Source organism: Amycolatopsis sp. FBCC-B4732 (assembly GCF_023008405.1).
GTDB lineage: Bacteria > Actinomycetota > Actinomycetes > Mycobacteriales > Pseudonocardiaceae > Amycolatopsis > Amycolatopsis pretoriensis_A.
On the sequence record NZ_CP095376.1, the window covers coordinates 3,770,561 to 3,795,627 of the forward strand.

The 25,067-nt window shown below is 71.8% G+C and carries 29 protein-coding genes; 15 read left to right on the plus strand and 14 right to left on the minus strand.

What is annotated here, in order from left to right:
* Positions 1–106 precede the first annotated feature (106 nt).
* Positions 107–898 (plus strand): IclR family transcriptional regulator, encoded by a 792-nt coding sequence (locus MUY14_RS16130; protein ID WP_247023827.1) that lies wholly within the window; start codon positions 107–109, stop codon positions 896–898.
* Here MUY14_RS16130 and MUY14_RS16135 read toward each other — a convergent pair.
* Both MUY14_RS16135 and MUY14_RS16140 read right to left on the minus strand, forming a co-directional pair.
* Complete coding sequence (locus MUY14_RS16135) at positions 865–1,872, minus strand: dihydroorotate dehydrogenase (protein ID WP_247023828.1); 1,008 nt, start codon at positions 1,870–1,872, stop codon at positions 865–867. The genes MUY14_RS16130 and MUY14_RS16135 overlap by 34 nt on opposite strands.
* Positions 1,873–3,237, minus strand: coding sequence for an MFS transporter (locus MUY14_RS16140; RefSeq protein ID WP_247023829.1), 1,365 nt, complete (start codon positions 3,235–3,237; stop codon positions 1,873–1,875).
* 145 nt (positions 3,238–3,382) lie between these two features.
* Between MUY14_RS16140 and MUY14_RS16145 the strand changes: the two genes are divergently transcribed.
* The 6 genes from MUY14_RS16145 to MUY14_RS16170 are packed head-to-tail and all read left to right on the plus strand — an operon-like array spanning position 3,383 to position 8,466.
* A complete protein-coding gene (locus MUY14_RS16145) occupies positions 3,383–4,267 on the plus strand; it encodes a DUF6282 family protein (protein WP_247023830.1) in 885 nt (294 codons plus the stop codon).
* Positions 4,268–4,279: 12 nt separating this feature from the next.
* Positions 4,280–5,206, plus strand: a complete 927-nt coding sequence (locus MUY14_RS16150; RefSeq protein WP_247023831.1) for a hypothetical protein — start codon at positions 4,280–4,282, stop codon at positions 5,204–5,206.
* Positions 5,203–5,973 (plus strand): HpcH/HpaI aldolase/citrate lyase family protein, encoded by a 771-nt coding sequence (locus MUY14_RS16155; RefSeq protein WP_247023832.1) that lies wholly within the window; start codon positions 5,203–5,205, stop codon positions 5,971–5,973. Before MUY14_RS16150 ends, MUY14_RS16155 begins: the two co-directional genes overlap by 4 nt.
* Positions 5,970–6,809 (plus strand): LLM class flavin-dependent oxidoreductase, encoded by an 840-nt coding sequence (locus tag MUY14_RS16160; protein WP_247023833.1) that lies wholly within the window; start codon positions 5,970–5,972, stop codon positions 6,807–6,809. Before MUY14_RS16155 ends, MUY14_RS16160 begins: the two co-directional genes overlap by 4 nt.
* Entirely contained in the window at positions 6,809–7,729 is a 921-nt protein-coding gene (locus MUY14_RS16165; RefSeq protein ID WP_247023834.1) for a 3-keto-5-aminohexanoate cleavage protein, read from the plus strand. Before MUY14_RS16160 ends, MUY14_RS16165 begins: the two co-directional genes overlap by 1 nt.
* Positions 7,726–8,466, plus strand: coding sequence for an SDR family NAD(P)-dependent oxidoreductase (locus MUY14_RS16170; protein ID WP_247023835.1), 741 nt, complete (start codon positions 7,726–7,728; stop codon positions 8,464–8,466). The genes MUY14_RS16165 and MUY14_RS16170 overlap by 4 nt, the downstream gene beginning before the upstream one ends.
* A gap of 63 nt (positions 8,467–8,529) precedes the next feature.
* Here the strand turns inward: MUY14_RS16170 and MUY14_RS16175 are convergent, their stop codons facing one another.
* Together MUY14_RS16175 and MUY14_RS16180 are read right to left on the minus strand one after the other, a co-directional pair.
* On the minus strand, positions 8,530–9,699 hold the full coding sequence (locus MUY14_RS16175) for an LLM class flavin-dependent oxidoreductase (protein ID WP_247023836.1): 1,170 nt from the start codon (positions 9,697–9,699) through the stop codon (positions 8,530–8,532).
* Positions 9,700–9,786: 87 nt separating this feature from the next.
* Positions 9,787–10,212, minus strand: coding sequence for a pyridoxamine 5'-phosphate oxidase family protein (locus MUY14_RS16180; RefSeq protein WP_247023837.1), 426 nt, complete (start codon positions 10,210–10,212; stop codon positions 9,787–9,789).
* A gap of 297 nt (positions 10,213–10,509) precedes the next feature.
* Here MUY14_RS16180 and MUY14_RS16185 point away from each other — a divergent pair, with 297 nt between their 5' ends.
* The 4 genes from MUY14_RS16185 (at position 10,510) to MUY14_RS16200 (ending at position 12,671) form a co-directional block, all read left to right on the plus strand.
* Entirely contained in the window at positions 10,510–10,815 is a 306-nt protein-coding gene (locus tag MUY14_RS16185; RefSeq protein ID WP_247023838.1) for an HD domain-containing phosphohydrolase, read from the plus strand.
* An 11-nt stretch (positions 10,816–10,826) separates the two neighbouring features.
* On the plus strand, positions 10,827–11,723 hold the full coding sequence (locus MUY14_RS16190) for a LuxR C-terminal-related transcriptional regulator (protein WP_247023839.1): 897 nt from the start codon (positions 10,827–10,829) through the stop codon (positions 11,721–11,723).
* 12 nt (positions 11,724–11,735) lie between these two features.
* Positions 11,736–12,080: a hypothetical protein gene (locus tag MUY14_RS16195; RefSeq protein ID WP_247023840.1), complete on the plus strand. Its 345-nt coding sequence runs from the start codon at positions 11,736–11,738 to the stop codon at positions 12,078–12,080.
* 324 nt (positions 12,081–12,404) lie between these two features.
* Complete coding sequence (locus MUY14_RS16200) at positions 12,405–12,671, plus strand: GlsB/YeaQ/YmgE family stress response membrane protein (RefSeq protein ID WP_247023841.1); 267 nt, start codon at positions 12,405–12,407, stop codon at positions 12,669–12,671.
* 3 nt (positions 12,672–12,674) lie between these two features.
* On the opposite strand, the gene MUY14_RS16205 is transcribed toward MUY14_RS16200, so the two are convergent.
* From MUY14_RS16205 to MUY14_RS16235, 7 genes are all read right to left on the minus strand, one after another.
* Positions 12,675–13,760 (minus strand): S1 family peptidase, encoded by a 1,086-nt coding sequence (locus MUY14_RS16205; protein ID WP_247023842.1) that lies wholly within the window; start codon positions 13,758–13,760, stop codon positions 12,675–12,677.
* A gap of 341 nt (positions 13,761–14,101) precedes the next feature.
* Positions 14,102–14,812, minus strand: coding sequence for a hypothetical protein (locus tag MUY14_RS16210; protein ID WP_315863274.1), 711 nt, complete (start codon positions 14,810–14,812; stop codon positions 14,102–14,104).
* Positions 14,743–15,870, minus strand: coding sequence for a hypothetical protein (locus MUY14_RS16215; protein ID WP_247023843.1), 1,128 nt, complete (start codon positions 15,868–15,870; stop codon positions 14,743–14,745). The genes MUY14_RS16210 and MUY14_RS16215 overlap by 70 nt, the downstream gene beginning before the upstream one ends.
* Positions 15,867–16,205 (minus strand): hypothetical protein, encoded by a 339-nt coding sequence (locus tag MUY14_RS16220; RefSeq protein ID WP_247023844.1) that lies wholly within the window; start codon positions 16,203–16,205, stop codon positions 15,867–15,869. The genes MUY14_RS16215 and MUY14_RS16220 overlap by 4 nt, the downstream gene beginning before the upstream one ends.
* Positions 16,206–16,215: 10 nt before the next feature.
* Positions 16,216–16,710: a YbaB/EbfC family nucleoid-associated protein gene (locus MUY14_RS16225; protein ID WP_247023845.1), complete on the minus strand. Its 495-nt coding sequence runs from the start codon at positions 16,708–16,710 to the stop codon at positions 16,216–16,218.
* 86 nt (positions 16,711–16,796) lie between these two features.
* Complete coding sequence (locus MUY14_RS16230) at positions 16,797–17,099, minus strand: DUF1905 domain-containing protein (protein ID WP_247023846.1); 303 nt, start codon at positions 17,097–17,099, stop codon at positions 16,797–16,799.
* A gap of 7 nt (positions 17,100–17,106) precedes the next feature.
* Positions 17,107–17,715, minus strand: a complete 609-nt coding sequence (locus MUY14_RS16235; RefSeq protein ID WP_247023847.1) for a hypothetical protein — start codon at positions 17,713–17,715, stop codon at positions 17,107–17,109.
* Between the two features lie 157 nt (positions 17,716–17,872).
* Between MUY14_RS16235 and MUY14_RS16240 the strand changes: the two genes are divergently transcribed.
* Positions 17,873–19,534, plus strand: a complete 1,662-nt coding sequence (locus MUY14_RS16240) for a glutamate--tRNA ligase (protein WP_247023848.1) — start codon at positions 17,873–17,875, stop codon at positions 19,532–19,534.
* A 6-nt stretch (positions 19,535–19,540) separates the two neighbouring features.
* Here MUY14_RS16240 and MUY14_RS16245 read toward each other — a convergent pair whose 3' ends face one another.
* A complete protein-coding gene (locus tag MUY14_RS16245) occupies positions 19,541–20,233 on the minus strand; it encodes an ATP-binding protein (protein WP_247023849.1) in 693 nt (230 codons plus the stop codon).
* 188 nt (positions 20,234–20,421) lie between these two features.
* Between MUY14_RS16245 and MUY14_RS16250 the strand changes: the two genes are divergently transcribed.
* The 3 genes from MUY14_RS16250 (at position 20,422) to MUY14_RS16260 (ending at position 23,415) form a co-directional block, all read left to right on the plus strand.
* Positions 20,422–20,814, plus strand: coding sequence for a hypothetical protein (locus MUY14_RS16250; RefSeq protein ID WP_247023850.1), 393 nt, complete (start codon positions 20,422–20,424; stop codon positions 20,812–20,814).
* A 126-nt stretch (positions 20,815–20,940) separates the two neighbouring features.
* Entirely contained in the window at positions 20,941–22,923 is a 1,983-nt protein-coding gene (locus MUY14_RS16255) for an amino acid transporter (protein ID WP_247023851.1), read from the plus strand.
* Between the two features lie 12 nt (positions 22,924–22,935).
* Positions 22,936–23,415 (plus strand): DinB family protein, encoded by a 480-nt coding sequence (locus MUY14_RS16260; protein WP_247023852.1) that lies wholly within the window; start codon positions 22,936–22,938, stop codon positions 23,413–23,415.
* A gap of 68 nt (positions 23,416–23,483) precedes the next feature.
* On the opposite strand, the gene MUY14_RS16265 is transcribed toward MUY14_RS16260, so the two are convergent.
* The gene (locus MUY14_RS16265; protein WP_247023853.1) at positions 23,484–23,855 is read right to left on the minus strand and encodes a hypothetical protein; all 372 of its coding nucleotides are present in this window, start codon (positions 23,853–23,855) and stop codon (positions 23,484–23,486) included.
* Positions 23,852–24,955 carry an ion channel gene (locus MUY14_RS16270; RefSeq protein WP_247023854.1) on the minus strand — a complete coding sequence of 368 codons (1,104 nt, stop codon included), beginning with the start codon at positions 24,953–24,955 and terminating at the stop codon, positions 23,852–23,854. The genes MUY14_RS16265 and MUY14_RS16270 overlap by 4 nt, the downstream gene beginning before the upstream one ends.
* Between the last annotated feature and the right edge of the window lie 112 nt (positions 24,956–25,067).

The following is a 25,067-nucleotide window of genomic DNA, read 5'->3' on the forward strand; positions in this document are numbered from 1 at the left end:
ACCTGACGAGGTGACAACGAATGTCGTGGATCAGCAACCCGCCGGCGGTCCGGTAGCCTGTGTTCACTATTCGAACAGCGGTACCAGACTTTCGGCGGAGGCCCCCGTGACCAAACCGACGCGGTCCCCCGACACCCGCGCCGACCAGGCGGACATCCAGGCCGTGAGCCGGGTCAGCCAGATCCTGTCCCTGTTCGACCCGGCGACCCCGGAAGTCACCGCGAGCGAGGTCGCCGAGCGGCTCGGCCTCAACCGCACCACGGCGTACCGCTACTGCACGTCCCTGGTCGCGGCCGGTCTCCTCGAGCGCAGCAACGAAGGCGGCTACGCGCCGGGCGGGCTCCTGCTGCAGCTGGGCGCGTTCGCCATCGGCCACCGGCGGGTGGTCAACCTGGCCCCGCGGCACATGCAGGCGCTGTCGCGGGCGACGCAGACGAGCGTGGTGCTGAGCCTGTGGGGCCTCACCGGGCCGGTGGTGTCGCGGGTCGAGGAGAACGTCTCGACGATCGTGGTGGTGTCGGTGCGCGTCGGCAGCCACCTGCCGCTGGACACCGCGCAGAGCAAGGTGTTCCTGGCCTACCACGCCGACCAGCTGTCGATGGAACGGCTGATCGGCACCCTTTCCGGCACGGCGCGGGACGAGCTGCGCGCCGACGTCGACCGGGTCCGGGCGGTCGGCCACTGTTCGGCGATGAGCACGCCGGGGATAGTGGCCGTGGCCGCGCCGGTCTTCGACGAATACGGCATCTGCGCGACGATCGCGATCGTGGGGCCGGACAACACGTTGTCGATGAACGACGACACCCCCGAGCTGCGCGTGGTGGTCGACGCCGCGCGGGAGCTCACCCACGAGCTGGGCGGGCACTACCGGCCGGACGACATCCAGCCCGCGGTGTAGGGCAGCCACGCCGGCGTGGGCGGCGGCGCCACGTCGGCGTACTCCCGCGTCCCGGCCAGCGCGCTGCCGACGAAGTCTTCGCCGACCCCGGCCACGCCGTCGACCAGCTCCCGGAGCACGGCGGGACCGCCGATCCACAACGCCGTGACGACTTCGACGGCGCGGGCACCGGCGGCGAGGAAGCGCAGCACGTCCTTCGAAGTACGGGCGCCGTTGGTGCCGATCAGGGGTACGTCGAGCCGCTGGAAAGCCCTGCCCACCCAGTAAAGGCTCATCGGCAGGCAGCCCGGTGAGCTCCACGCGCCCCACGAGCCCAGCACCGCACCGCCGTCGAGGTCGGGCAGGAAACCCGGGTAGCGGCCGACCAGCCCGACCGCGTCCGCGCCCGCCGAACGAGCGGCGCGGGCCAAGGCGACGACGTCCGACGCCTGGCCCGGCAGCTTCACGAACAGCGGGACGTCGACGGCGGCCCGCACGATCCGGACGGCCTCGGCGACCCCGTCCGCTTCGGTCAGCTGCCGCACCGCGCGGGCCTCGCGGCCGTGCGGGGCACCGATGTTCAGCTCGACCGCCGGGACGACCGAAGCCAGCGCCCGCCCGATCCGCGCGGCCGCGGCCGGCTCGCCCAGGGTGATGCTCCCGAGCACCGGGCAGCCCCTCGGAGCGCCGTGGGCGACCGCGGCGGCGAGCACGGAAAGCCAGTCGTCCAGTTCCACCTGCGCGAGCCCGGAGCGGTTGAGCAGGCCGTCACCGAGCCGGACCACCGCCGGCGGTCGCACCTCGCCGTCCGCGGAAACGAAGGCGTAACCGGCGATGTCGAGCTGCCGCCGGGCGGCGGCGCTTTCGTTGACCGACTTGGCCACCACCGCCCCGGCGCCCGCGTCGACGCACGCGGTGATCCCGTCGAGGGTCATGGTCAGCTCGGAGGAGCCGACCCACACCGGGTTGGCGGCGGCCAGGCCCGCGACGTCCATTCAGGACAGTTTCGGGATCGTGCTGTCGTCGGCCATGTCGACGTCCTTCGTCTCCGGGCCGAGGAAGCCGCCGAGGCTGATCAGCAGGCCGGCCAAAACGATGAGGACGCCCGGGGCGAGGTGCGCGGGCATGAACCCGTCGAAGCGCTGCAGGTAGAACTGGTAGAACGCCGGGGCGATGAGCGCCAGGCTGTAACCGACGCCGTAGCCGGTCGACCGGATGCTCGCCGGGAACCGCTCGGTCAGGTACGCCGCGATCGGGCCGAAGGTGCCGACGGTGAACACGCCGATCAGCACGCCGAAGCCGAGCGCCGCGCCGAAGCCGCCGTTCGACGCCATCAGGGTCGTGTACGAACCCGCGCCGAGCACGACCATCGAGAAGCCGTAGCCGATGTAGAACCGGCGGCGGCCGATGCGCTGCGACAGCATCCCGAACAGCGGGTAGGACAACGCGGCGGCGGCGTTGATGACGAGCATCGTCAGCGTGACCTCCTTGCTCGAGAGGTCCAGGTGCGCCTTCAGCTGCGCGGGTGTCACCGCGGCTTCCATGTTGGTCGCGAGCCACGTGCCGGTCATCAGGACGAACACCTGGCCCAGCGCCCGCGGGTACTTCCGCAGCAGCCGGACGAACGGCAGCTTGTGCTTCTCGCCGGTCAGCTCGGACGGCGGCTCGTGCACCTGCTTCTGGTAGTAGCGGAACAGCACCGCCGCCAGCAGCGCACCGACGAAGAACGGGATCCGCCAGCCCCACTGGACGTACGCGCTGTGCAGGCCGGCCGACGGCAGCAGCTGCAGCATCAGCAGCGTGATCGCGGCGATCACCGCGTACGCGGCGGGCGAGGTCGAGGTGATGATCGAGGCGTAGAGCCCGCGTTTGTGCTTCGGGCTCCACTCCATCGCCAGCGGCACCGCGGTCGTGTATTCGCCGCCGAGGAAGATCCCGTCGACGAACCGCAGCGCGATGAGGGTGCCGACCGACCACATCCCGATCGTCTCGTGCCCGGGCAGGCACGCGGTCACCAGCGTGATGATGCCGAACCCGCCCACCGCGACCAGCGTCGTGCGCTTGCGCCCGACCGTGTCGGCGAAGTGGCCGAAGATGATCGCGCCGAGCGGGCGCCCGATCAGCGTCGAGGCGAACACCAGCGACGCCAGCAGCGCCGTCGTGCTCGCGCTGAGGTTCGCCGCCTGGAAGTACGCGGCCGCCGGCGCCAGCACGACGATCGGCAGGTAGATGTCGAACTGGTCGACGAAGTAGGCGAGCGTCCCGCCGCGCACCGCGGCACGCACCTTGGCGGGGTCCGGGCCGTGCGGGGTACCGGGACGCGCGGCCGTCTCCGCGGGGCTGGGCGGTGTGGACATCATCGTCCTCCGTTTTCGAACCTAGTGTTCACGAAGCGAACGTGAGTCACTCTAAATATCGCCAACCGTGAACACAAGAGCGGTCACAGGGTTGACAGACGGTCTTATAGTGAACTTTGACTTCATAATGCGAACGAGAGGCACGCTGATGAGCCCCGCCATCGCCGCCGTCCTGGACGGCCTGGTCGACATGCACGTCCACTCCGGTCCCAGCCCGTTCCCGCGGCGCTTCGACCACGTCGAGGCCGCGCAGGACGGCGCCCGGATCGGGATGCGCGCCATGGTCGCGAAGTCCCACCACCACAACACCCAGATGGACGTCCTCGCGATGAAGGGCCGTCTCGAAGGCGTCAAGGCGCAGGCCTTCGGCGGGATCGCGCTGAACAGCACCGTCGGCGGGCTCAACGTCCACGCCGTGCGCATGACGCTGCGCATGGGCGGCAAGGTCGTCTGGTTCCCGACCATCTCCTCCGGCCGGCACATCGACTGCCACCCCGAGGACGGCGCGTTCCCGACCACCACCGTCCCGCTGACGCTGGAGCGCATCGACATCGTCGACGGCGAAGGCGCGCTCAAGCCCGAGGCGCTCGAGATCCTGGACGAGATCAAAGAGCAGCAGGCCGTCCTCAACGGCGGCCACATGTACCCCGAGTACATCAAGACCCTGTTCCAGGAGGCGCACGAGCGCGGCATGAAGCGGATGGTCGTCAGCCACCCCGACTTCGTCATCGGCGCCGACCCCGCCCTGTGCCGCGAGCTGATCGAGCTCGGCGCGTTCATCGAGCACGAGGTCGGCATGTACGACCCCGAGGGCACCCAGAAGTGGGACCCGAAGAACCTGCTGACCTGGATCGAGGCGCTCGGCCCGGAGCACACCGTGCTGGCGTCGGACTTCGGCCAGAAGGCCAACCCGAAGCCGGTCGACGCGTGGCTGCGCGTCGGCGCGGCGCTGCTCGACCTCGGGCTGCCGGAGAAGGACCTGCGGCGGATGGTCCGCGACAACCCGACGTACCTGCTGAACCTCGACGCCTGAAAGGACGCGCTCGTGTACGAAAAGGACGATCCCCGCTCGGCCCTGGCCACCGCGGCCCGGCCGGACAGCGGCGCCGCGATCACCGCCGCGCAGTACCTCGACCTGCGCGAAACGCCGGTCGTGCGGGCCCAGAACGTGATCCTGATCCACACCGACGCCCGCGACGGCGACGACCTCGACAACGGCACCCTCGACGGCGAGCTGGCGATCGTCGTCACGAGCGCCTCCCCCGCGTTCACCGTGCTCACCGCGGACGGCGCGACCAAAGTGGACTCACCGGGTCTGGTCGTCGTCCCGCCCGGCGCGTCGCGGATCGGGGTGCACGGCGACGGGCCGCTGGTCCGGCTGGTCGAGGCCACCGAACCGGCGTGGCGGGACCGGGCGGCCAACGCCGGCGTGTACGCCCAGGACCACCCGCGCGTCACGTTGCTGGAGCGCTGGCCGGCGCCCGCCGAAGAACGCGTTCGCGTCTACCCGCTGTCCGAGGTTCCGGACGACCCGAAGCGGTTCGGGCGGATCTTCCGGACCCGGTCGTTCATGGTGAACTTCCTGCCGCTGCAGGAGGGCCCGCGCGACCCGCGCAAGCTCTCCCCGCACCACCACGACGACTTCGAGCAGCTTTCCCTGGCCGTGCAAGGGGAATACGTGCACCACATCCGCACGCCGTGGCTGCCCGACAGCACGACCTGGCGCGAGGACGAGCACGTGCGGATCGGCAGCCCGTCGGTGACGGTCATCCCGCCGCCGACCGTGCACACGTCCGCGGCGAGCGACCCCGGCGTGAACCAGCTGATCGACATCTTCAGCCCGCCGCGGGTCGACTTCTCGGAGAAACCGGGCTGGGTGCTCAACGCCGGCGACTACCCGATTCCGTCTTTCGGGGGCTCCGGGTGGCAGAGCCCTCGGCCCGGGGCGGCGCCCCGGGTGTCACAGCCGTGAGCGCGCGCACCGGCGGCGGGCTGTTCACCCGCCCGGCCACGCCCGTGGGCACCTGGCTGAAGATCGCCTCGACCGAGCCGGCCGAGATCATGGCGTTCGCCGGGTTCGACTTCGTGGTCGTCGACCTGGAACACGCGCCGCTCGACCTCGTCACGGCGTACCGGCTGATCAACACCGCGGCCGCGCTCGGCCTGACGCCGATCGTGCGGGTGCCGGACAAGACGGCGTCGACCATCCAGAAGATCCTCGACGCCGGGGCGATGGGCATCCTCGTCCCGCACGTCGACACGGTCGAAGAGGCGGCGGCGGTCGGGCGAGCGTGCCGGTTCCCGCCGCACGGCGTCCGCGGCGCCGGGGGCACCAGCCGCGCCGGGGCGTGGGGGCTGAAGCCGACCGCCGAGTACCTGGCCACCGGCAACGACGACGTCCTCTGCATCCCGCAGCTGGAGAGCGTCGAGGCGATCAAGGCGGCGCCGGAGATGCTGGCGCTGGACACCGTGGACGCCGTGTTCGTCGGCGCGGCGGACCTGTCGATGTCGATGGGCTCGACGCCGGCGTCGCCGGACGTGCTCGACCTGATCGCCTCGGCCGTCGCGGCCGCGCACGACGCCGGGAAGAAGTGCGGGCTGGCGTTCGGCGGGGTCCCGGACAGGGCCGCGGCGGCGGTGCGGGAGGGCTGCGACTTCGTGCTGCTGAGCAACGACACGACGATGCTGGCCGAGGCCGCGCGCGGGCTGGTCACCGCGTTCCGGGACGCGACCGCATGACGTTGTCCTTGCCGCGTACGGCGTTGTCGATCGCCGAGCTCGACGACCTCGACCACGCCGGGGTCATCCGGTTCGTGCGCGCGCTCGAGGAGTACGGGCACCGGATGGTGTGGCTCCCCGAGGTCGCCGGGCGGGAGGCGTTCACAACGGCGGCACTCGTGCTGGCGTCGACGTCGTCCTTGATCGTCGGCAACGGCGTGGCGCGGGCGCTCGAACGCGTCCCGAAGTCGGCGGGCTCGGCGGCGCGGGAGCTCGCCGCCGGATACCCCGGGCGGTACGTACTGGGGCTCGGGGTGAGCGGGGCGGTCCGCGAACGCGGGGCCGGGCCGCTGCCGTTCCTGCGCTCGTACCTCGACGGCGTCGACGAGGTGGCACCCGGCGTGCCGCGGGTGCTCGGCGCGTACTCGGCGGGGATCACGAAGCTGGCCGCCGAGCGGGCGGACGGGCTGATCACGTTCCTCGTCACGCCGGAGCACACCCGCTGGGCGCGCGAAACGATCGGGGACCTGTTCCTGTCCGTCGTCCAATGGGCGGTGGTCGGCCGTTCGCGGGCCGAGGCCCGGGAGGTCGCCCGGGAGCGGCTCGCGTACTACCTGACGCTCCCCCACCAGATCGCGAAACTGACCCGGCTCGGGTTCACCGACGCCGACCTCGCGCCGCCGGGGTCCGACCGGCTGCTCGACGCGCTCGTCGCCTACGGCACGCCGTCCCAGGTGCGCGAAGCGGTTCGGGCGCAGTACGAAGCGGGTGCCACCCAGGTCGCGCTGTCGCTGGTCGGCCCGCTCGACGAAGCGAAGCTCGACGCCTACCGGGCGCTCGCACCACAGGAGGATTGATGCGCACGGCCGAGAAAGTCATCATCACCACCGCCATCACGGGCTCGGTGCACATCCCGTCGCAGAGCCCGCACCTGCCGCTGTCCGCCGACGAAGTCGCCGACGCGGCCCTGGAAGCCATCGAGGCCGGGTCGGCCATCGTGCACCTGCACGCCCGCGAGCCGGACGGGCGGCCGACACCCGATCCCGACGTGTTCGAGAAGATCGTCGGGCGGATCACCGCGGAGACCGACGCCGTCGTCAACATCACCACCGGCGGCGCGTCGTCGATGACGATGGACGAGCGGCTCGCGGCGGCGCGGCGGCTGAAGCCGGAGCTCGCGTCGATGAACATGGGGTCGATGAACTTCGTCTACTCCGGCATCGCGGACAAGGTGACGGAGTGGAAGCACGATTGGGAAAAGCCGTACGTGCTCAACACGTATTCGCACCCGTTCGTGAACACCTTCGACCGGATCGAGGACACGCTGCGCACGCTCGGTGCGGCCGGCACGCGGTTCGAATACGAGTGCTACGACATCGGGCACCTGTACTCGCTGGCGTACTTCGTGGAGCTGGGGCTGGCGAAGCCGCCGTTGCTGATCCAGGGCGTGTTCGGGGTGCTCGGCGGGATCGGCGCGGACCACGCGAACCTGGAGCACATGGTCCGCATCGCCGACAAGCTCTTCGGCGACGACTACGCGTTTTCGGCGTTCGCGGCCGGGCGCGACCAGCTGGCGTTCGGCACGCACAGCGCGTGGCTCGGCGGGCACGTGCGGGTCGGGCTGGAGGACAGCCTGTGGATCGGCAAGGGGAAGCTCGCCGCGAGCAACGCCGAGCAGGTCCGCAAGATCCGCGCGGTGGTGACGGATCTCGGCAAACCGATCGCGACCCCGGCCGACGCCCGGGCGATGCTGGCACTGCGAGGAGGACGGGCATGAGCCTGCTGACCGGAAAAGTGGTCCTGGTCGTCGGAGCCAGTTCGGGCATCGGCGCGGACGCGGCACGCGTCTTCGCCGCGGACGGCGCTTCGGTGATGCTGGTGGCCCGCACCGAGGAACCCTTGGCGAAGCTGGCCGCGGAACTGTCCGATCACGACGTCGCCTACACGACGGGCGACATCACGTCGGCGTCCAGTGTGGACGCGTTCGTGGCGGCGACGGTGTCCCGTTTCGGCCGCCTCGACGGCGCGTTCAACAACGCGGCGATGGGCGGCAGCGGCCGGCTCGACGCCGTTTCGGAGGAGGATTTCGACCGGATCATGGCGGTGAACGTGAAGGGCACGTGGCTGTGCCTGCGCGCCGAGGTCCGCGCGATGACGGGCCCCGGCTCGATCGTGAACGTGAGCAGCATCGGCGGCCTGCGCGGAAGTTCTGGCATGGGCGCGTACCAGGCGACGAAGCACGCGGTGATCGGCCTGACCCGCACGGCGGCCCACGACTTCGGGCCGCTGGGCATCCGCGTCAACGTCCTGGCCCCGGGCCCCACGGAAACCCCGATGCTGGCCGAGCTGCGCCGCACGATCCCGGGCGGGGTGGAGGCCCGCATCGCGGCGACGCCGTTGCGCAAGGCGGGCACGGGCGAGGAAGTCGGCTCGACGGCGGCGTTCCTGCTGAGCGACCGTGCCAGCCACCTCACCGGGGTGGTCCTCCCGGTCGACGGCGGCTTCACGGCTTGACCCGTACGTCGTGAAGGCCACCGTGGGGAAGTTGTGCTTCCTCACGGTGGCCCTTCACGAACGTCAGGCCAGGTCGGGGATCAGCTCTCCGATCAGCCGGATGCTCTTCAGCACCTTGTCGTGCGGGATGCCGCCGATCTGCTGCAAGCACATCATCCGGTCGATGCCCAGCTCCGCGTACGCGCGCAGCTTCTTGCGGCACGTCTCCGGGCTGCCGACGATCAGCGAGTCCTGCGCGCTCAGCACCTCGAAGACCTCGTCGTCGGCGACCTGCTCGCCCTGCAGGATGCGGGCGATCAGCAGGTTCGCCTCCGATGGGGTGTTCGCCGCCTCGCCGCGGAGGAAGTCGCCCGTCAGGCCGCCGCCGTCCGGGGACGAGAGCAGCTGTTCGTTGCGGGCGTTGGCGCGGACGAACTCCGTTGCCGCCTCGAAGAACGTCAACGCCGTCACCGTGTACCAGGCGGCTGCCGCCGCGGCGCCGTTGCGCATCGCCTCCTCGTCGGTGTCCGCGCAGTGGACGAACGTGAAGAAGCCGACCTGGTTGTTGACGTACGCGCCGACCGGGTCCGTGCACGCCTCGGCCGCCGCGCGGTAGAGGCCGATCAGGCGGCCCGCGCGCTCCAGCGACTCCCACATCGTCGTGCCCAGCACGCCCACCCCGCGCCGGCCCGCCTCCTCGAACGACGCCGGGCTCGCCGCCGCCTGCCAGAGCGGTGGGTGCGGCCGCTGCAGCGGCTTGGGCCCGATCGCCACGTCGTCGATCTGGTAGTCGTCGCTCCCGTAGGAGAACCGCTCGTCGGTCCACATCTTCGGCACCATCTCGAACGCCTGCTGCGTCTGGGCGCGCGCCTCGACCGGCTCGATGCCGAACAGCCGCCACTCCGGGATGGTCGAGCGGGTCAGGCCCAGCTCGACGCGGCCGCCGCTGAGGTGGTCGAGCGTCGCCGCGCGTTCGGTGACGCGGATCGGGTGGTTGAACCGGCCCGGCGCGAGCACGGCGGAGTGGCCGAGCCGGATCCGGCTGGTGCGCTGGGACAGCGCGGCCAGCATCAGCTCCGGCGCCGAGGAGAGGCTGAACTCCCCCGCGCCGTGGTGCTCGACCTGCCACCAGCAGCCGTAGCCGAGCTCGTCGGCGAGGACGGCCTGTTCGATCGCCTGGCGGAACCGCAGCTGCTCGTGCCCCTCCGGCCACGGGCGCGGGTTCTGGATCTCGTTGAACAGGTCGATCTGCATCCACGGCCTCCGCTCGTCGGACTTACCGAGAAGTCAGTCCCCGAGAGCGACCACCCCGTTACGCAAGTCGCACGTTCGGCCGAACGATCAGCCCGGCCCCAGGTCGGCCGACAGCCAGTGCTCCGGCCGCAGGAACACCGTGAGGTGCTCGCCCAGCTCCTTCCGCTCGTACGCCACGAACTCCTCGGCCGTGCCCGGCGGCAGGTACCGCGACGCCATTTCCAGCGACCGCTCGTCGGTGTCCGGCTCGGTCCGCGTCACCGGCCCTTCCACCGACACGTACCGAACCGTCGGCGACGTCCGCTGCGCCAGCAGGCTGAACCGGCCCGCGGCGAGGATCGCCCGCGTCTTGCGCGCGTCGGGCCCCGTGCGCACCCACAGCTCGCCACCCGGCGTGTACTGGTACCAGATGGGCACGACGAGCGGCGCCCGGTCGGGCCGCTCGACGACGGACAGCGCCCCGACGTGCGGTTGCGCCAAAAATTCTTCGCGTTCCTCCTTGGTCAGCACCATGCTCCGGAAGCTACCCGCGGGGTCCGACAAAAACGGAGGCTGACGCGACGGGGTCCCACGGAAGAGGCGGTGACCATGGCCGTCCAGCCGAACGGGCCACGACCCACTACGCCACCCTCGTCGCCTGGATCGGCTGTCACGCCGACTCGCACGAGCCGGCCGGCTGGTTCGGCGACGACATCGCCTTCCGCGCCGCCACCTACCGGGTGAACTGAACCGGCCTGGCTTTCCTGCGCCTGCTGGCCGGCCACGTCGGCCGGGACAAGGGGCCCGCTCGCCCGCGGTGTGCTGGCCGCCGTGTTCCTCGCCGACGTCCGCGGGCGGATGGCGGCGCTGATCCACTCCCACTGCACCTCCGCCGACCGGCTGGGCCTCGGTGACGCCGTCCGCGACGCGCCGGCCTGCACGTTCGAGCGCTGGGACGGCAGCGGCCCGCCCGCCGGCGCGCGCGGCGACCGGCTGCCGATCGAGATGCGCGTGGTGCACCTGCGCCGCGGCGGGCCGGACGCCGCCGTCGCCGTGGCCGAAGCACGCGCCGGCAGCCAGTTCCCCATCCGACCGAAAGCAGGCGGACACGGACCGCGGGCGATCCGCCCAAGGTAACGGTTTCCGCCGTGGCTGCCGTCGGATGGGGAACCAACGGCACAGTCGACCCCGCCGTCGTCGCCGCGTTCACCGGCGCGGCACCGGAAATCCCCGACGGCGACGTCTGGTCTGCCGCCCTCGACCAGGCCCCGGACCGCGACCGGACGTTCACCGGCCCGGAGCTGGGTGAACTGCTCACCGCGATCGGCGACTTCGCCGACCTCGAATGCCCGTTCGCCATCGGGCATTCGGCGGCGTGGCCGGCCTCGCCGCCGAAGCCGCCCGGCGCGCGGGACTGTCCGAAGCGGACACCCGGCTCGTCCGGCGGACCAGGCTCGTGCACGACCTCGACCGGATGGGCGTGCCCAACAGCACCTGGGAAACCCGGCCCGCTGACGGAAGCCGAGCGCGAACATGTGCGGCTGCACCCCTACCTGACCGGCCGGATCCTGCGCCGCGTAAGGGGTCTGGCGGACGTCGCCGCCGTCGCCGCGGCGCACCACGAGCGGCTCGACGGCTCCGGCTACCCGCTCGACGCGAGCCGTGCGCGCGGCGCTGACGCCGTGCGCGCGGCGCTGACGCCGTGCGCGCGGCTGCTGGCCGCCGCCGAGATCCTCCGCCGGCACGCGCGCGAAGCCCGGCTGGACGCGCACGCCGTCGAAGCCGTGCCGCTCGCGGCCGGCCACCCCGCCCGGCGCCGGGCGGCCTTCCCCGCCGGGCCGACCGCGGGGGAAGCCGAAGTGCTGCGCCTGCTCGCCGGCGGCGGCTCGAACCGGGAGATCGCGCGGACGCTGTCGATCAGCGAGAAGACCGTGCGCAACCACGTCGAGCACAGCTACGCCAAGGCCGGCGTCACCAACCGCACCGGCGCCGGGCTCTTCGCCCTCGAACACGGCATCACGAGCGGGTTCCCCGCCGGAAGATGAGGCATCCGCCCCATGCGGCAGGCCGGCCCAAGCGAGGCTGACGGCGTCGGAAGGAGCGCGCCATGCCCACCCGCGCCGTCATCAGCCTCACCACCGGACTCGAAGCCCCCGAAAAGGGAGGCGGTCCGGCTCGCCCTGGACGGCTTCGCGCAGGCCGTCGCGTGCGAAGGCTGTCCGCCGCTGGCCGACCTGGCCGAACGCTACGAAGCCGCGGGCGGCCGCTTCCTGGTCTGCCCGATCTGCTTCACCGCCCGCCACCTCGGCGACGACGGCCTCGTCGCCAACGCCGCGCTGGGCGGCACCGTACCGATGTGGGAGTGGATCGGCGATGAGCTCGTCACCACCTTCAGCTACTGAAACCACGCCGGGCGAAGGGTTCGCCCAGCGCACTGGCCGCCGCGCTGCGCGGTGTCCTGGCCGCTCGCGTCGGCTTCGCGGCGCTGACCCCGGGCCGCCACTGGACGGCGTCCGATCCGGCGGAGATCGTCGCCGGCCGCGGGCACGTGGCCTACCGGCTGCGGGTGCACCGCGACGGCGAGATCGGCTGGCTGCGTGTCCTGTGCTCGGGTTACCGGCCGCTGCCCGGCTGAGATCCGGATCACGTGGGCGTGGCTCACCGTGCCCACGGGGCCGCCGCCTGCCATCCTGTGCCGTCAGGAAGACAGGCGGACGGAGGCACCCGTGGGCGTCATCAGCTGGATCGTGCTCGGGCTCATCGCGGGGTTGATCGCGAAGGCCCTCATGCCGGGCAAGGACCCCGGCGGCTGCATCATCACGATCCTGCTCGGGATCGGCGGCGCCTTCGTCGGCGGCTGGGTCGGCAAGACCCTGTTCCACACCGACCTCGGCACCTTCTTCGACCTGCGCACCTGGGGCCTGGCGGTCCTGGGCGCGCTGATCATCCTGGTGATCTACCGGATGGCGTTCGGCCGGAGCCGCCGCGACTGACGCTCAGTTGAGGCTGACGCCGTACGCGCTCAGCGCCTCGCCGACCGGCTGGAAGTACGACGTCCCGCTGCCCTTGCCGGACGTGATGCCCAGGCCGACGCTGCCCGCGAACAGGCAGCCGCCCGAGTCGCCGGGGTTGACCAGCGCGTTGGTCTGGATCAGCTGGTAGACCGAGCCTTCGGCGTAGTTCACGGTCACGTTCAGCCGCTGGACCGAGCCCGACGTCAGGTTCGTCGTGCTGCCGCTCTTGCTGATCCGCTGGCCGACGGTCGCGGTGCCGGCGGAGCTGATCCGCTGGGTGGAGCCGTTCCACAGGGTGACCGCGCCGGGCGCGCTGCCGCTCGTGTTGCGGATCAGGCCGTAGTCGTTGGTCGGGAAGCTCGACCCCTGCGACGGCCCGACGTTCCACTGCGACACCGCGCGGGTGCAGTGGCCGGCGTCGACGATGTAGTTCTGGCCGCCGCGGTTGGTGTTGAAGCCCACCGAGCAGCGCGTGCCGCCGCCGGTGATCGCTTCGCCGTTGTAGATGGCCGTGTGCATCTCGCCGGCGACCCGTTCCACCCGGACGCGGTCACCGAGCGAGCCGGCGGCCTTGAGCAGCGCGTCGGTGCCCTTGGCGGCGTCGGCGACGGTCAGCACGATCTGGTTGGTCTTCGGGTCGAGCCCGATCGAGGTGTGCGCGACGGCGGGCAGCGCCTGCAGCGTGTCCTGCGCGCTGGTGAGAGCGGCGCTGGAGTGCTTGACCAGCTTGGCCTGCGCCCCGGCCGCGGTGACCTGGTCGGCGGCGGCCCGGTCGAGCACGTTGACGACCGGCTTCGCGGCGGCGTCGAGGTACCCGCCGGCGGCGCGGGCCCCCAGCGCGGCGGTGACCTGCTGCACCGTGCCGACGCTCGCGGCCTGCGTGCGCAGGAGCGAGACGGCGGCGGACTCGCTGATCCCCGCTTCCGCGGCGAGGGACGCGACGGCGTCCCGCTGCACCGACGGCGAGTACCCGTCGATGGTGGTGGCGGTGGCGCTGACGGGCGAAAAGAACCCGATGGCCGCCGCGGCGGCGAGGAGGGTCGTGGCGGAGCGTGCGGTTCTGCGCATGCCGGGAGCTCACTTTCACGGGGAAAGCCGGCGAGGGGTGGCCACGCCGGCCACGGTGGGGGAACTGGTGAGCTCGAGGGTGCTGCGCGCGCCGCGAAGGGCGGTACCGACTTTCGTCGGACAGGACAAAAGATAGGTATCGGGCAAATCGCCTACGCAGTTTTCGCGGGCAGTAAGCCGGCCGGTGCGGTCGGTCACTGTGCGCGACTCGCGCGTACGAGTGGTTCCGCCGCCGGAGGGTCAGGGGGCGCGTACCGTTTCAAGAACGGACATGGCGCGCTCTCCTCCCCCTCGGGGCGCGCCCTGTCCGCCCCAGTGAGTAGGGGTGGGCGGGACAGTCGCTACTGCGGCCGCCCCTCCCAATGCACCACACCCGGCGGTTCGACGAACTTCCGCAGGTGCTGCTCCTCGGTCCGCCCGTGCAGCGGGAACCGGAAGACCGACCCATCCGGCCACGTCAGCGTGTGCCGGCGGAAGTTCACCGCCGGCAGCTCCGGCTGCCGGGCCTCCCACACGATCCGCGGCGGCGGCGCGTCCGCCGGCTCGACGTACGTCGACCCCGTATCCACCAACGCCAGGCACGACGGCGAAAACGCCAGCCACGGCCCCCGCAACGACCGCAGCCGGTCGGCCAGGCCGAGAACCTGCGCGTTCGCCGGCCCGGTCACCCGCACGTCGCGCTGGAACACCCGGCCGGCCCCGCCGCCGTTGGCCAGCGAGAACACCGACACCACCGCGGTACCCACACCGCGCAGGACGCCGCGGAAGAACTGGCTCACCGGCTCCGAGCCCTCGACCGTCCCGTCCTGACGGCGGCCGGGTACCTCGAAGCCCACGTCGGGGTCGCCCAGGCGCAGCACGATCACCGGCTCGTGCCAGCGGTCGCGCACCAGGGCCTCCACGCGCTCGCGGAAGCCCGGGCGGACCTGGGCGTCGTCGGCCCACTGCTCGGCACGGGCGTTGAGCGCGGCCGCGCGGTCGGTCAGATGTCGAGGTCCTTCCGGGTCTCCTCCGGAGTCCGGTCCCCGCCGATCTCGCTCTTGTCGAACCACGGTTCGTCCCCTTCGGGCGTCACGGCGTCCTTGCCTTCGGCGAACGCACCCTTCGCGGCCCCGATGCCGGCCTTCACACCCGCACCCGCGAGGAGCGGGCCGGCGCCGACCGAGGTGCCGAACATGGTCGTCAGCACGCGGTTGCTCGGCTGGAAGCCCTGGGCGACCGCGCCGAAACCGAACTTGGTCTCACCCGGCATCACGCCGACGCGCAGCTTGGTCGTGAACTTGACGACGTTCGTCGAGAACTTCGCCAGGAACTCGATGAAGGTGTCGAGCAGCTTGCCGAACTTGCCCAGGTACGAGGTGACCTTCTTGAGCACCGTCGCGGCCTTGGCGATCGACGCCGTCATGGCGGCGGCGACCGTGCCGCCGAAGCTGATCACCGACGCGGCCAGCGCCGGCAGCCACAGCGTGATCAGCCAGGACACCAGCTCGGTGATGATCCCCTTGATCACCTCTTCGATGACCACCATGACCATCGACCACATCTGCAGCACTTCGGCCACCGAGCCGGCGGCGGAGCCGATGCCGCGGATGCCCGAGGAGAAGTCGCCGAGCGCTTCCTTCGCGGCGTTGCCCGCTTCGTCGACCCACTCGGCCAGCGCGGTGTCGCCGGTCTTCTCGAAGTCGTCGGCCAGCGCGACGAAGCCCTGCGCGATCGTCACGAAGTTCTCTGACGCGTGCCCGATCGCCGGGCCGTCGCCGGTGACCTGGTGCAGCGCGTCCTGCAGCGGCTGGACGAGCTCGAGCAGCATGTTCAGGCCGTGGCTGACGAGCCAGCCGATCGGGTCCATCGCGAAGGTGACCATGTCGCCCGCGGCGGCACCGACGAACGCGGCCCCGTCGCCGACCAGCGCACCGCCCGCGGAGGCCAGCTCGCTCGGGTTGTCGGCCTGGAACGCCTGCTGGGCGTGCGCGCCGATCGACTTGCCCGCCTTGTAGGCCGTGCCGGCCACCGGCACGTAACCGGCCGCGCGGTCGAGGTTCGCGCCCATGCTCTCGTCGTACGCCTCGACGTTCAGCGCGTCGGCGATGCTCTTCTTCGGCTCCGTCATTCGCCCTGGCCCCCGACCGCGTCGATTTCCGCCTCGTAGCGCCCGAAGGCGATCTTGCCGGCGTCTTCCATGCCCTGGTACATCTCCGCGGCCTTGGTCAGCTTCGTGGTGAAGCCGTCGACGCCGTCCTTGAGGTCGGTCAGCAGCGACCGCAGCTCGGTGAGGCGGTCGGTGTAGCCCTGCTTCGCGAACAGGCCGATCAGTCCCCAGGCCTCGTTCGTGACGTCGGCGGCGTCGATCTTGGCGCCGAACTTGTCCGCTTCACCCTCGTAGAAGGGCAATTGCCGGGCGTAGGCGTTGATCGCCCCGATGTTCGTCTGAATTCCGTCTGGCATCGCGGTTTCCCTAGGATCGGCGGAGGATGGGGCCCTGACCGAAGTCGTCGTCCTCGTCGGCGGCGGGCCGCCGGACGGGCCGCGACGGCTGCCGCGGCTGCGGTTCCGACGCGGGCTCGGGCGCCGCGGTTCCGAACGCCTCGGTCTGGGCTTCGCGAACCTGCGCGGAGACGTCCACGCCGAACGAGTCGCCGAAGGCGTCGTCGACGATCCCGGCCTGCTGCTGCACGGCCCCGGCGACCGCGCGCCGGATGGTGTTCATGATCGTGGCGGCGAGCTGCCCCGGCTCGACGCGCGTGGCCCCGGCGGTGAGCCGCAGGTCGGTGATGGCCCCGCCCGCCCCGGCGGTCACGGTGACGGTCCCGTCCGGCGAGGTCACGGTGCTCTCCAGCCGCGCGACCCGTTCCTGCATGTCACCGACACCGGCGAACCGGGCCTCGGCCTGCCGCACCTTGCTGCGGAAGTTCTCGAACTGGGCGATCAGCTCGTCCATCTGGGCGGACATGTGTCTCCCTTGCGCATTACGGGGGCGTTGTCCGCATCATGACAGATTCGCCCGTCGCCCGATCCGCTTTCGGCGGATCCCGGCGTTCAGAAGTCGACGAGCTCGACGGACACCGCGCAGGTGTCCCCCACGTCGAGCCCCTCGGCTTCGCGGACGGCCCGCTTGACAGGCAGCACGTAGGCGCCGCGCGCGCTGTCCGGGAAGATCGACGTCCGCCACCCGGTCCCGCCGACGGTCACCCGGACGCGCACGGAACCGAACCCGCGCCGCGGGCCCGCGGTGAGCTCGCGGATGTCTTCCGAAGCGTCGGCGGGCAGCGTCACGAAGACCCAGGTCTCGGTGCGCCGGGCGGACCACTCCCAGAGCTCGGCTTCGAAGACGACGTTCACGGCCGGGTCAGTGGCAGGGCGGCCGGTAGTGGTCGACGCGCAGGCCGCGGAACTCGAGCTCGTTGGGCGTCTTCCCGACGAACACCAGCCCGCGCGCCTCCGGCAGCGCCGAGGCGAACGAATACGGCGGGGTCCCCAGCTCGGGCAGCGACGTCCACCGATCGGGTGCGAACCCGAAGAACTTCGTGACCAGCCGCCCGTGGGTGGAGGGCACCAGCGTCAGCCACTTGTCGCCGCCGCTCCAGTGCGACGCCGGGCGCAGCTGGACGTACAGGTCGTCGCTCGCCCGGTAGGTCAGCCAGAACCCGGCCGAGTGCGAAAGGTCGGCCTGCGCTTCGAACTCGTTCGCCAGCCACAGCACGGCGACGTGCCACTCGGCGCCGACGAACGACACCTTCGCCGTGTAGCGGTGGTGGTCGCGGACGAGCAGGCTCCCGGTCGCCGGGACGGTGGCGCCCTCACCGCTGGCCAGCCACTGCTGGTACCGGTCGATCGACGGCGTCGCGCACTCGCGGCCCGCGGGCGCGGCACCGGCGGGCGGTGGGGCGAGCAAAGGGAAAACCAGCAGGGCAGCGATTGCCGAGAGCGTCCTGGCGAAGGGGAACCGACCGCGCATTCCCGGGAAACTAGCACAGGAAAGGGCCCTTTCCCGCTGTTCACGACCGCCCGGCCGGGCGGCTGGGCCGGACGGCTAGGCTCGGCGTCGGCGAAAACGACCATCATCGCCGACGCCGAACGGCGGGCAAGTGCACCACGACGCGGGAGAACAACCCATGCTGGACCGAGCGGTCATCGACGCCCTCTTCCCTGCCGACCTGCCCGAACCGGGGCACTGGGAGGAGCGCTACCCCGCCCGGCAGCTGCCCGAGGGCGCGCTGGTCACGCGCTTCGGCCCATCGCCGACCGGGTTCGTGCACATCGGCGGCATCTACACCGCCACCATCGACCAGGACGTCGCCCGCCGCAGCGGCGGCCGCTACCTCGTGCGGGTCGAGGACACCGACCAGTCCCGCGAGGTCGAAGGCGCACTGGCGCAGTTCGAGCGCGGCTTCGCCTACTTCCACCTCGCCGCCGACGAGGATCTGGACCGCGGCGGCGCCTACGGGCCCTACCAGCAGTCCGCCCGCGAAGAGATCTACCTGACCTTCGTGCGCGACCTCCTCCGCCAGGGCAAGGCGTACCTCGACTTCGCCACCAAGGACGAGCTCGCCGCCATCACCCAGCGGCAGCAGGCCACCAAGCTCCCCACCGGCTACTACGGCAGCTGGGCCATCTGGCGCGACGCCGACCCGGCCGACGTCCAGGCCAAGCTCGACGCGGGCGACCCGTACGTCGTGCGGTTCCGCGTCCCTGAGGACGCCACTGCCGCCGGGGCCCGCGCCCGGTTCACCGACGCCATCCGCGGTCCGCTGGAAGCCGAGGCCAACCGCAACGACGTCGTCATCCTCAAGAGCTCCGACCAGAGCCCGCGGCTGCCGACCTACCACTTCGCGCACGCCGTCGACGACCACCTGATGCGGGTCAACCTGGTGATCCGCGGCGACGAGTGGATCTCGTCGGTGCCGGTGCACCAGCAGCTGTTCGCCGCGCTCGGCTTCGAGCCGATCACCTACGCGCACATCGCGCCGCTGATGAAGCAGGACGGCGGCAGCAAGCGCAAGCTGTCCAAGCGGAAGGACCCGGAGGCGTCCGTCGACTTCTACATCGAAGCCGGCTACCCCACCGAGGCCGTCCTCTACTACCTGCGCGGCCTGGCCAACGGCCGGCTCGCCGAGCTGCCGCTCGAGCAGGCGCTCACCGAGCCGATCAACCTCGCCGAGTGCGGGGTCGCCGGCCCGCTCGTCGACCTGGTCAAGCTCGACGACATCGCCGCCGACCACATCGCGACGCTCTCCGGCCCGGCGATCCTGGCGGCGGTCCGCACCTGGGCCGAGCGGTTCGACAAGGAGCTGCTGGCGGTCCTCGACGCCGAGCCGGAACTCGCATTGCGGGCGCTCGCCGTCGAGCGCGACGGCGCCGAGAACCCGCGCAAGGACCTCAAGAAGTGGAGCGAATTCCGCGCCGTCTACGGGTTCTTCTTCCCGCAGCTGCACGCGGCGGTGACCGGGGCGGACGACGAGCGCATCGCCGCGCTCGGCGTCGACAGCGCGGTCGTGCAGGCCGTGGCGCGCGACTTCTCGGCCGATTACCGGCAGCTCGACGACGGCAGCGAGTGGTTCGACCAGATCCGCGCGGTCGCCGCCAAGCACGGTTTCGCCCGCAACGCCAAGGAGTTCAAGAAGAACCCGGAAGGGTTCCCGGGCTCGATCCGCGAAGCGTCGCAGATCATCCGCATCGCGCTGTCGGGCTCCACGCGCAGCCCGGACCTGCACGCCATCAGCCAGGCGCTGGGCCGCGACGAGGTCCTGGCGCGGATCGCCGCGCTGACCAAGTAGCGGCCGCTACCCGGCGAGGCGGGAACGGTCGTTCAGCACGGCCCAGACGACCTTCCCGCCCGACCAGGACCGGCTGCAGCCCCACGTGCGGGCCAGCTGCGCGACGAGCTTCAGCCCCATGCCGGGTTCGAACGGGGAGAGCCGTTCGAGCAGCACCGCCGGGCGCGTGTCCTGGTCGCCCACGGCCACCGTGCACACGCCCCGGCGCAGGTCGAGCCGCAGCCGCGGTTCCGAGGTGGTGTGCCGCAGCACGTTCTCGACGAGTTCGGTGGCGATGAACCGGGCGTCTTCGGCGAGCTCGGGCACGCCCCACGCGGCCAGCTCACCGCTGACGAAGTCGCGGACCAGCGCCGAGCTGCCCGCGGCGCGGGCGAAGGTGCGTTCGCTGCGCTGCCGCACCGGGTGGTCCGGCGCCGCCACCGCGGCGGCCAGGTCGGCGTCGGCCGCCACGACCGTGAACGGGATGCCGGGCCATTCGCCGATCCGCCTGGCGATCAGCGAGAACACGCCGGCCAGGGACGCTTCGACGATCGCCAGCGCCCGGATGTCGACCACCAGGCCCGCCGGCGCTTCCGTCGCGATCTCGAGCAGGCCGTCGCGCAGCGCCGGGTACGACGCAGGGGCGAGCTCACCCGTGACGGTGACGACGGTGACCTCTTCGTGGCTGCCGACGGCCAGGTGCACCGCAGAAACCGTCATTGCCACCCCACCGCTCCCCCGCTTCCCGCGGTCGCCGCCGCCGAGGGCGCACACCTGGGGTTGTACGGTAGCCGACACACCACACCACGACGAATAACCCCCGGCCCGCGGCCTAAACCTGCCCGGACCGCGCGACGTCCGGAGTGTCCTCGGTGCCGGACTCCCGGCGGACGTGGCATGCTCGACGCGTGACCACCTGGATCGACGTGATCAACTTTGTGCGGACGCGGTACGAAGTCCTGGAAGAGTCGGACGGCTGGCTGCGGTTCCGGCTGCACGGCCCGAGCGACCGGACCCAGCAGGCGACGGTCCACCACCTGGCCGAACTCGACGGCGGCTCGTGGATCGAGATCTCCTCGCCGGTCGGCTGGGCCGACTCCGTCGACCTGCGGAAGCTCCTCGAGCTCGCCGGCGGTTCGGCGGTCGGCGGCGCGGCCGTGGTGGACGGCGTCGCCCTGCTCAAGCACACCGTCCCACTGGAGGACCTCAGCATCCAGGAGGAGTTCGAGCGGCCCCTCAAGGCCGTCGTCGCGCGCGCGGACGCCTTCGAGCACGAACTGACGGCGGCCGACGAGTTCTGACCGTCCACAAGGGACGCCCCGGCACCGCTCCCGTCCCCAGTGGACGGGACGCCGGTGCGCCCCACGGCGAGCGGTCGGGCATGCTTGTCCCCGGTGTCAGCGGCCGAGGGGACGAGAGGGCGAGAAATGGGTGTTTCACCCGATTTGACCATTCCGGCGAAGGTCGACAGCCCGGTTCCGCCGAAGCCGCCGGCGTCCGGCGCCGCCCGGTGGCTGCTGGAGCACCGGGTCGCCCCGATCGGCCGCGCCGGCGCCGAGGACCAGGGCACCCCGCAGGCCTGGTGGAAGGTCATGTGCCTGACCGGCGTGGACTACTTCTCCACGCTCTCCTACCTGCCCGGCATCGCCGCGCTCGCCGCCGGAGCGCTCTCGCCGCTGGCCACGCTGCTCATCGTCGCGCTCACCCTGCTCGGGATGCTGCCGATGTACCGCCGGGTCGCCCGGGAAAGCCCGCACGGGCAGGGTTCGGTGGCGATGCTGGAGAACCTGCTGCCGTTCTGGCGCGGGAAGCTCTTCGTGCTCACGCTGCTCGGGTTCGTGGCGACGTCGTGGATCATCACGATCACGCTGTCCTCGGCCGACGCCACCGTGCACATGCTGGAAAACCCGTACCTGCCGGGCTTCCTGCACGGCCACGCCGTCCTCATCACCGTCGTGCTGCTGCTGATCCTCGGCGGGGTGTTCCTGCTCGGCTTCAGCGAGGCCGTCGGGGTCGCCATCCCGCTCGTCGCGGTGTTCCTGGTGCTCAACGCCGTGGTCACCGTCGCCGGGGTCATCGACCTGCTCGGCGATTCCGCGGCCCTGTCCCACTGGACCGACGCGCTGACCGCGGGTGGCGGCGGGTTCGGCGGCATCGTCGGCCCGGCCGTGCTCGCCTTCCCGCTGCTCGTGCTCGGGCTGTCCGGCTTCGAGACCGGCGTCAGCATGATGCCGCTGGTCGCCGCGGACGGGAAGTCCGCCGAGGAGAAGCTGGAGTCGCGGATCCGCAACACGCGGAAGCTGCTCACCGTCGCCGCGCTGATCATGTCCGTGTTCCTCATCGCGACCAGCTTCGTCACCACCGTGCTGATCCCGGCCGACGCGTTCAAGGACGGCGGCGAGGCCAACGGCCGCGCGATGGCCTACCTCGCGCACCACGAACTGGGCGAGATCTTCGGGACCGCCTACGACATCAGCAGCGTCCTCATCCTGTGGTTCGCCGGCGCGTCGGCGATGGCCGGGCTGATCAACATCGTACCGCGGTACCTGCCCGCCTACGGCATGGCGCCGGAGTGGGGCCGCGCCGTCCGGCCGGTCGTGCTCGTCTACACCGCGATCAGCATCCTCATCACCATCGCGTTCGGCGCCGACGTCAACGCCCAAGCCGGCGCCTACGCGACCGGCATCCTCGCGATGATGGTCTCGGGCGCGGTCGCGGTCAGCATCTCCGCGATCCGGCGCCGCCACCGCGGTGCCGCCACCGGCTTCGTCGTGCTGACGCTCGTGCTGCTCTACGCGCTCGTCGAGAACGTCATCGAGAAGCCGGACGGGATCGCCATCTCGGCGCTGTTCATCCTGGGGATCATCGTCGTCTCGCTGGTTTCGCGGGTCACGCGGACCACCGAGCTGCGCGCCGAGCACATCGAGTTCGACGACGAGGCGCGCCGGTTCATCGCCGACTCGCTGGCCCACGACGGCGCCCTCAACATCATCGCGAACAAGCGCCAGGGCGGCGACCACGCCGAGTACTCCGCCAAGGAAGCCGAACAGCGCGGCATGAACCCCGTGCCCGGGGCGGCCGACATCCTGTTCCTCGAGATCGACGTCGTGGACCCGTCGGAGTTCAGCAACGTGCTGCAGGTGCGGGGCGTCGACGTCGACGGCTACCGGATCCTCCGCACCGCCAGCCCGGCGGCGCCGAACGCGATCGCCGCGATCCTGCTGACCCTGCGCGACGTCACCGGCGTCCGGCCCCGCTGCTACTTCGAGTGGTCCGAAGGAAACCCGCTGGGGCACCTGTTCCGCTACCTGCTCCTCGGCCGCGGCGACACCGCGCCGGTCGTCCGGGAGATCATCCGCAGCAGCGAGAAAGATCCCGACCGACGGCCCGGCATCCACGTCGGCGGCTGAGAGGAGATCCCGATGGGTTCGTTCGACGTGCCACTGGACGGCGAACGCGGCCAGCTCGAGGCCTTCCTGGAGGAACACCGCGGCGCCATGGAGGCCGCTCTCGACGGCCTCACCGAGGACCAGGCCCGCCGCCGGCTCGTTCCGTCGGCGACGACGCTGCTCGGACTGCTCAAGCACGTCACGTGGATGCAGCGCGTGTGGTTCGAGGAGTGCGTCGGCGGCAAGTCCCGCGGCGAGCTCGGCCTGGTCGCGAGTCCGGACGAGTCGTTCCGGCTCGCCGACGGCGACACCATCGCTTCGGTCACCGCGGCCCACCGGGAAGCCTGTGCCACGGCCCGGAAGGCGGTCGCGGACCTGTCACTCGACGCCGTCGTGACCGGTCACCGCACCGGACCGCGCACGGTGCGCTGGGTGTACCTGCAGGTGCTGCGGGAGCTGGCCCAGCACGGCGGGCACGCCGACATCCTGCGCGAGCAGATCCTCGCCGGCTGAGACGGCGCTTCGCGACGAGGGCGAGGTACCGTCGGCCGAGCGGTCGTGCCCCCGGGAACTCGCGTAGCTCAGCGGGCCGCGGGCGGCGGTCCCGCACGCCGGACCGGAGCGCGGGCCGGGGCCGGGGCGCGACCCGCCGGCGGACGCGGGCCCCGCGCCTGCTGCCGGACAGGGGGGCGACCGGGATCGCGGGCCGGCGGCCTCGCCTGGGCCTGGCGGACCGGGCGGCGCGCGGGTTCGGGCGGGGGCGGGCCCGGGCGGTTGGCCCACGAGTCGAACAGGAGGATCAGGCCCGCGAAGACCGCGCAGCCCAGTCCCAGCAGGACGTTGACCAGGGAACCGAGGATTCCGGCGACCAGCAGCACCGGCAGCACGGCCATCAGGCAGTACGGGTCGATCCGGCCGAACTTCCGGCGCGACCGCCCCTCGCGCGAGCTCATCGCGCCGCCCCCGGCTTCCTCCTCGACATTCTTGCAGTATGCAGCGTCGCGCCCGGCGGGGCCACCTCCCCGCGCAGGGCCGCCTCGACCTCGGCACCGGTGAGGCGTCGCGGGCCGACGTAGTAGAGCACCGAGCCCGGCGCCAGCTCCGCGTCCCAGGCCGGGTTGACCGCCAGGTCGGTGCCGGTGCGCACGGCCAGCACCGTCGCCCCGTACGTGCGCCCGAGCGCGAGGCGGCAGTGTTCGGCGGGGAGCCGGCCGAGGGACTCCGGCAGCGTGACCGAGAACGTGTCGGCGCCCCCGGCCGTCATCAGCTCGGCGTAGACCTCGGTGATGCCGGGGGACGTCAGCTCCTCGGTCACCATCCGCGGGGTGTGCCACTGGACGCAGCGGATCCGCGGGTCGACGTAGCGGACCAGCTCGGCGCGGTCGAGGTCCCGCAGCGTCACGACGACGTGCGCCGACGGCGTGGCGTGGTCCACCGTGACCGCGACCGCGAGCGCCGCGTTGTCGTCGGCCACGTCGACCAGGACCGCGGCGGCGCGGGCCACGCCCGCCCTGGCCAGCACGTCGGCCGCGGTCGGGTCGCCGCGGACGAACTGCACCGGCCGGTCCGGCATCGGGTGGACGCCGACCTCCTCCCCCGCGCAGAGCACCAGCGCGGGCACCCCGTCGGCCAGCAGCTGGGCCACGATCCGCTCGGTCCGCCCGGCGGCGTACCCGATCAGCACCGTGTGGCCGCTCGCGCGCACCGCCTCCGTCCCCTGCATCCGCCGTCCCTTCGCCTGTTCCAGTACCGACGCGAGCTTGGTGAACACCGTCGTCAGGGTCGCGATCCCGCCCACGATCACGTAGCCGCCGACGACGTGCCCGGCGACGGTTTCGGGCGAGAAGTCGCCGTACCCGACCGTGGTCGCGGTGACGACGAAGTACCACCAGTAGGTGCCGGGCCGGACCAGCTCGCTGCCCGCCGGCTCGGCCAGCGCCATCAGCGGCCAGCTGGTCGCGAACACGACGAGCACCACGGCGGCCGGCAGCAGCCAGCCCCGGCCGGGGTGCAGCACCCAGCGCGCGAACAGCCGCGAAAGGAAGAACGCCACCGGCCCTCCTCACTCAGCGCGACCGCGGTCCCGACACCCGATCACACGGTGCGACCAGGCACAACGGTCTTTACCCGACCGTGACGGCGGACAGAAACGGACAGAATCCCGC

Bases quoted from the DNA above. Each gene is read 5' to 3' on its own strand.
- MUY14_RS16140 (WP_247023829.1), bottom strand. From the start codon at position 3,237: ATGATGTCCACACCGCCCAGCCCCGCGGAGACGGCCGCGCGTCCCGGT.
- MUY14_RS16145 (WP_247023830.1), top strand. From the start codon at position 3,383: ATGAGCCCCGCCATCGCCGCCGTCCTGGACGGCCTGGTCGACATGCAC.
- MUY14_RS16265 (WP_247023853.1), bottom strand. From the start codon at position 23,855: ATGAGCTCGCGCGAGGGGCGGTCGCGCCGGAAGTTCGGCCGGATCGAC.
- MUY14_RS16245 (WP_247023849.1), bottom strand. From the start codon at position 20,233: ATGACGGTTTCTGCGGTGCACCTGGCCGTCGGCAGCCACGAAGAGGTC.
- MUY14_RS16205 (WP_247023842.1), bottom strand. From the start codon at position 13,760: ATGCGCAGAACCGCACGCTCCGCCACGACCCTCCTCGCCGCCGCGGCG.
- MUY14_RS16225 (WP_247023845.1), bottom strand. From the start codon at position 16,710: ATGTCCGCCCAGATGGACGAGCTGATCGCCCAGTTCGAGAACTTCCGC.
- MUY14_RS16195 (WP_247023840.1), top strand. From the start codon at position 11,736: ATGCGGCAGGCCGGCCCAAGCGAGGCTGACGGCGTCGGAAGGAGCGCG.
- MUY14_RS16215 (WP_247023843.1), bottom strand. From the start codon at position 15,870: ATGACGGAGCCGAAGAAGAGCATCGCCGACGCGCTGAACGTCGAGGCG.
- MUY14_RS16180 (WP_247023837.1), bottom strand. From the start codon at position 10,212: ATGGTGCTGACCAAGGAGGAACGCGAAGAATTTTTGGCGCAACCGCAC.
- MUY14_RS16160 (WP_247023833.1), top strand. From the start codon at position 5,970: ATGACGTTGTCCTTGCCGCGTACGGCGTTGTCGATCGCCGAGCTCGAC.
- MUY14_RS16135 (WP_247023828.1), bottom strand. From the start codon at position 1,872: ATGGACGTCGCGGGCCTGGCCGCCGCCAACCCGGTGTGGGTCGGCTCC.
- MUY14_RS16165 (WP_247023834.1), top strand. From the start codon at position 6,809: ATGCGCACGGCCGAGAAAGTCATCATCACCACCGCCATCACGGGCTCG.
- MUY14_RS16220 (WP_247023844.1), bottom strand. From the start codon at position 16,205: ATGCCAGACGGAATTCAGACGAACATCGGGGCGATCAACGCCTACGCC.
- MUY14_RS16170 (WP_247023835.1), top strand. From the start codon at position 7,726: ATGAGCCTGCTGACCGGAAAAGTGGTCCTGGTCGTCGGAGCCAGTTCG.
- MUY14_RS16240 (WP_247023848.1), top strand. From the start codon at position 17,873: ATGCTGGACCGAGCGGTCATCGACGCCCTCTTCCCTGCCGACCTGCCC.
- MUY14_RS16255 (WP_247023851.1), top strand. From the start codon at position 20,941: ATGGGTGTTTCACCCGATTTGACCATTCCGGCGAAGGTCGACAGCCCG.
- MUY14_RS16175 (WP_247023836.1), bottom strand. From the start codon at position 9,699: ATGCAGATCGACCTGTTCAACGAGATCCAGAACCCGCGCCCGTGGCCG.
- MUY14_RS16260 (WP_247023852.1), top strand. From the start codon at position 22,936: ATGGGTTCGTTCGACGTGCCACTGGACGGCGAACGCGGCCAGCTCGAG.
- MUY14_RS16235 (WP_247023847.1), bottom strand. From the start codon at position 17,715: ATGCGCGGTCGGTTCCCCTTCGCCAGGACGCTCTCGGCAATCGCTGCC.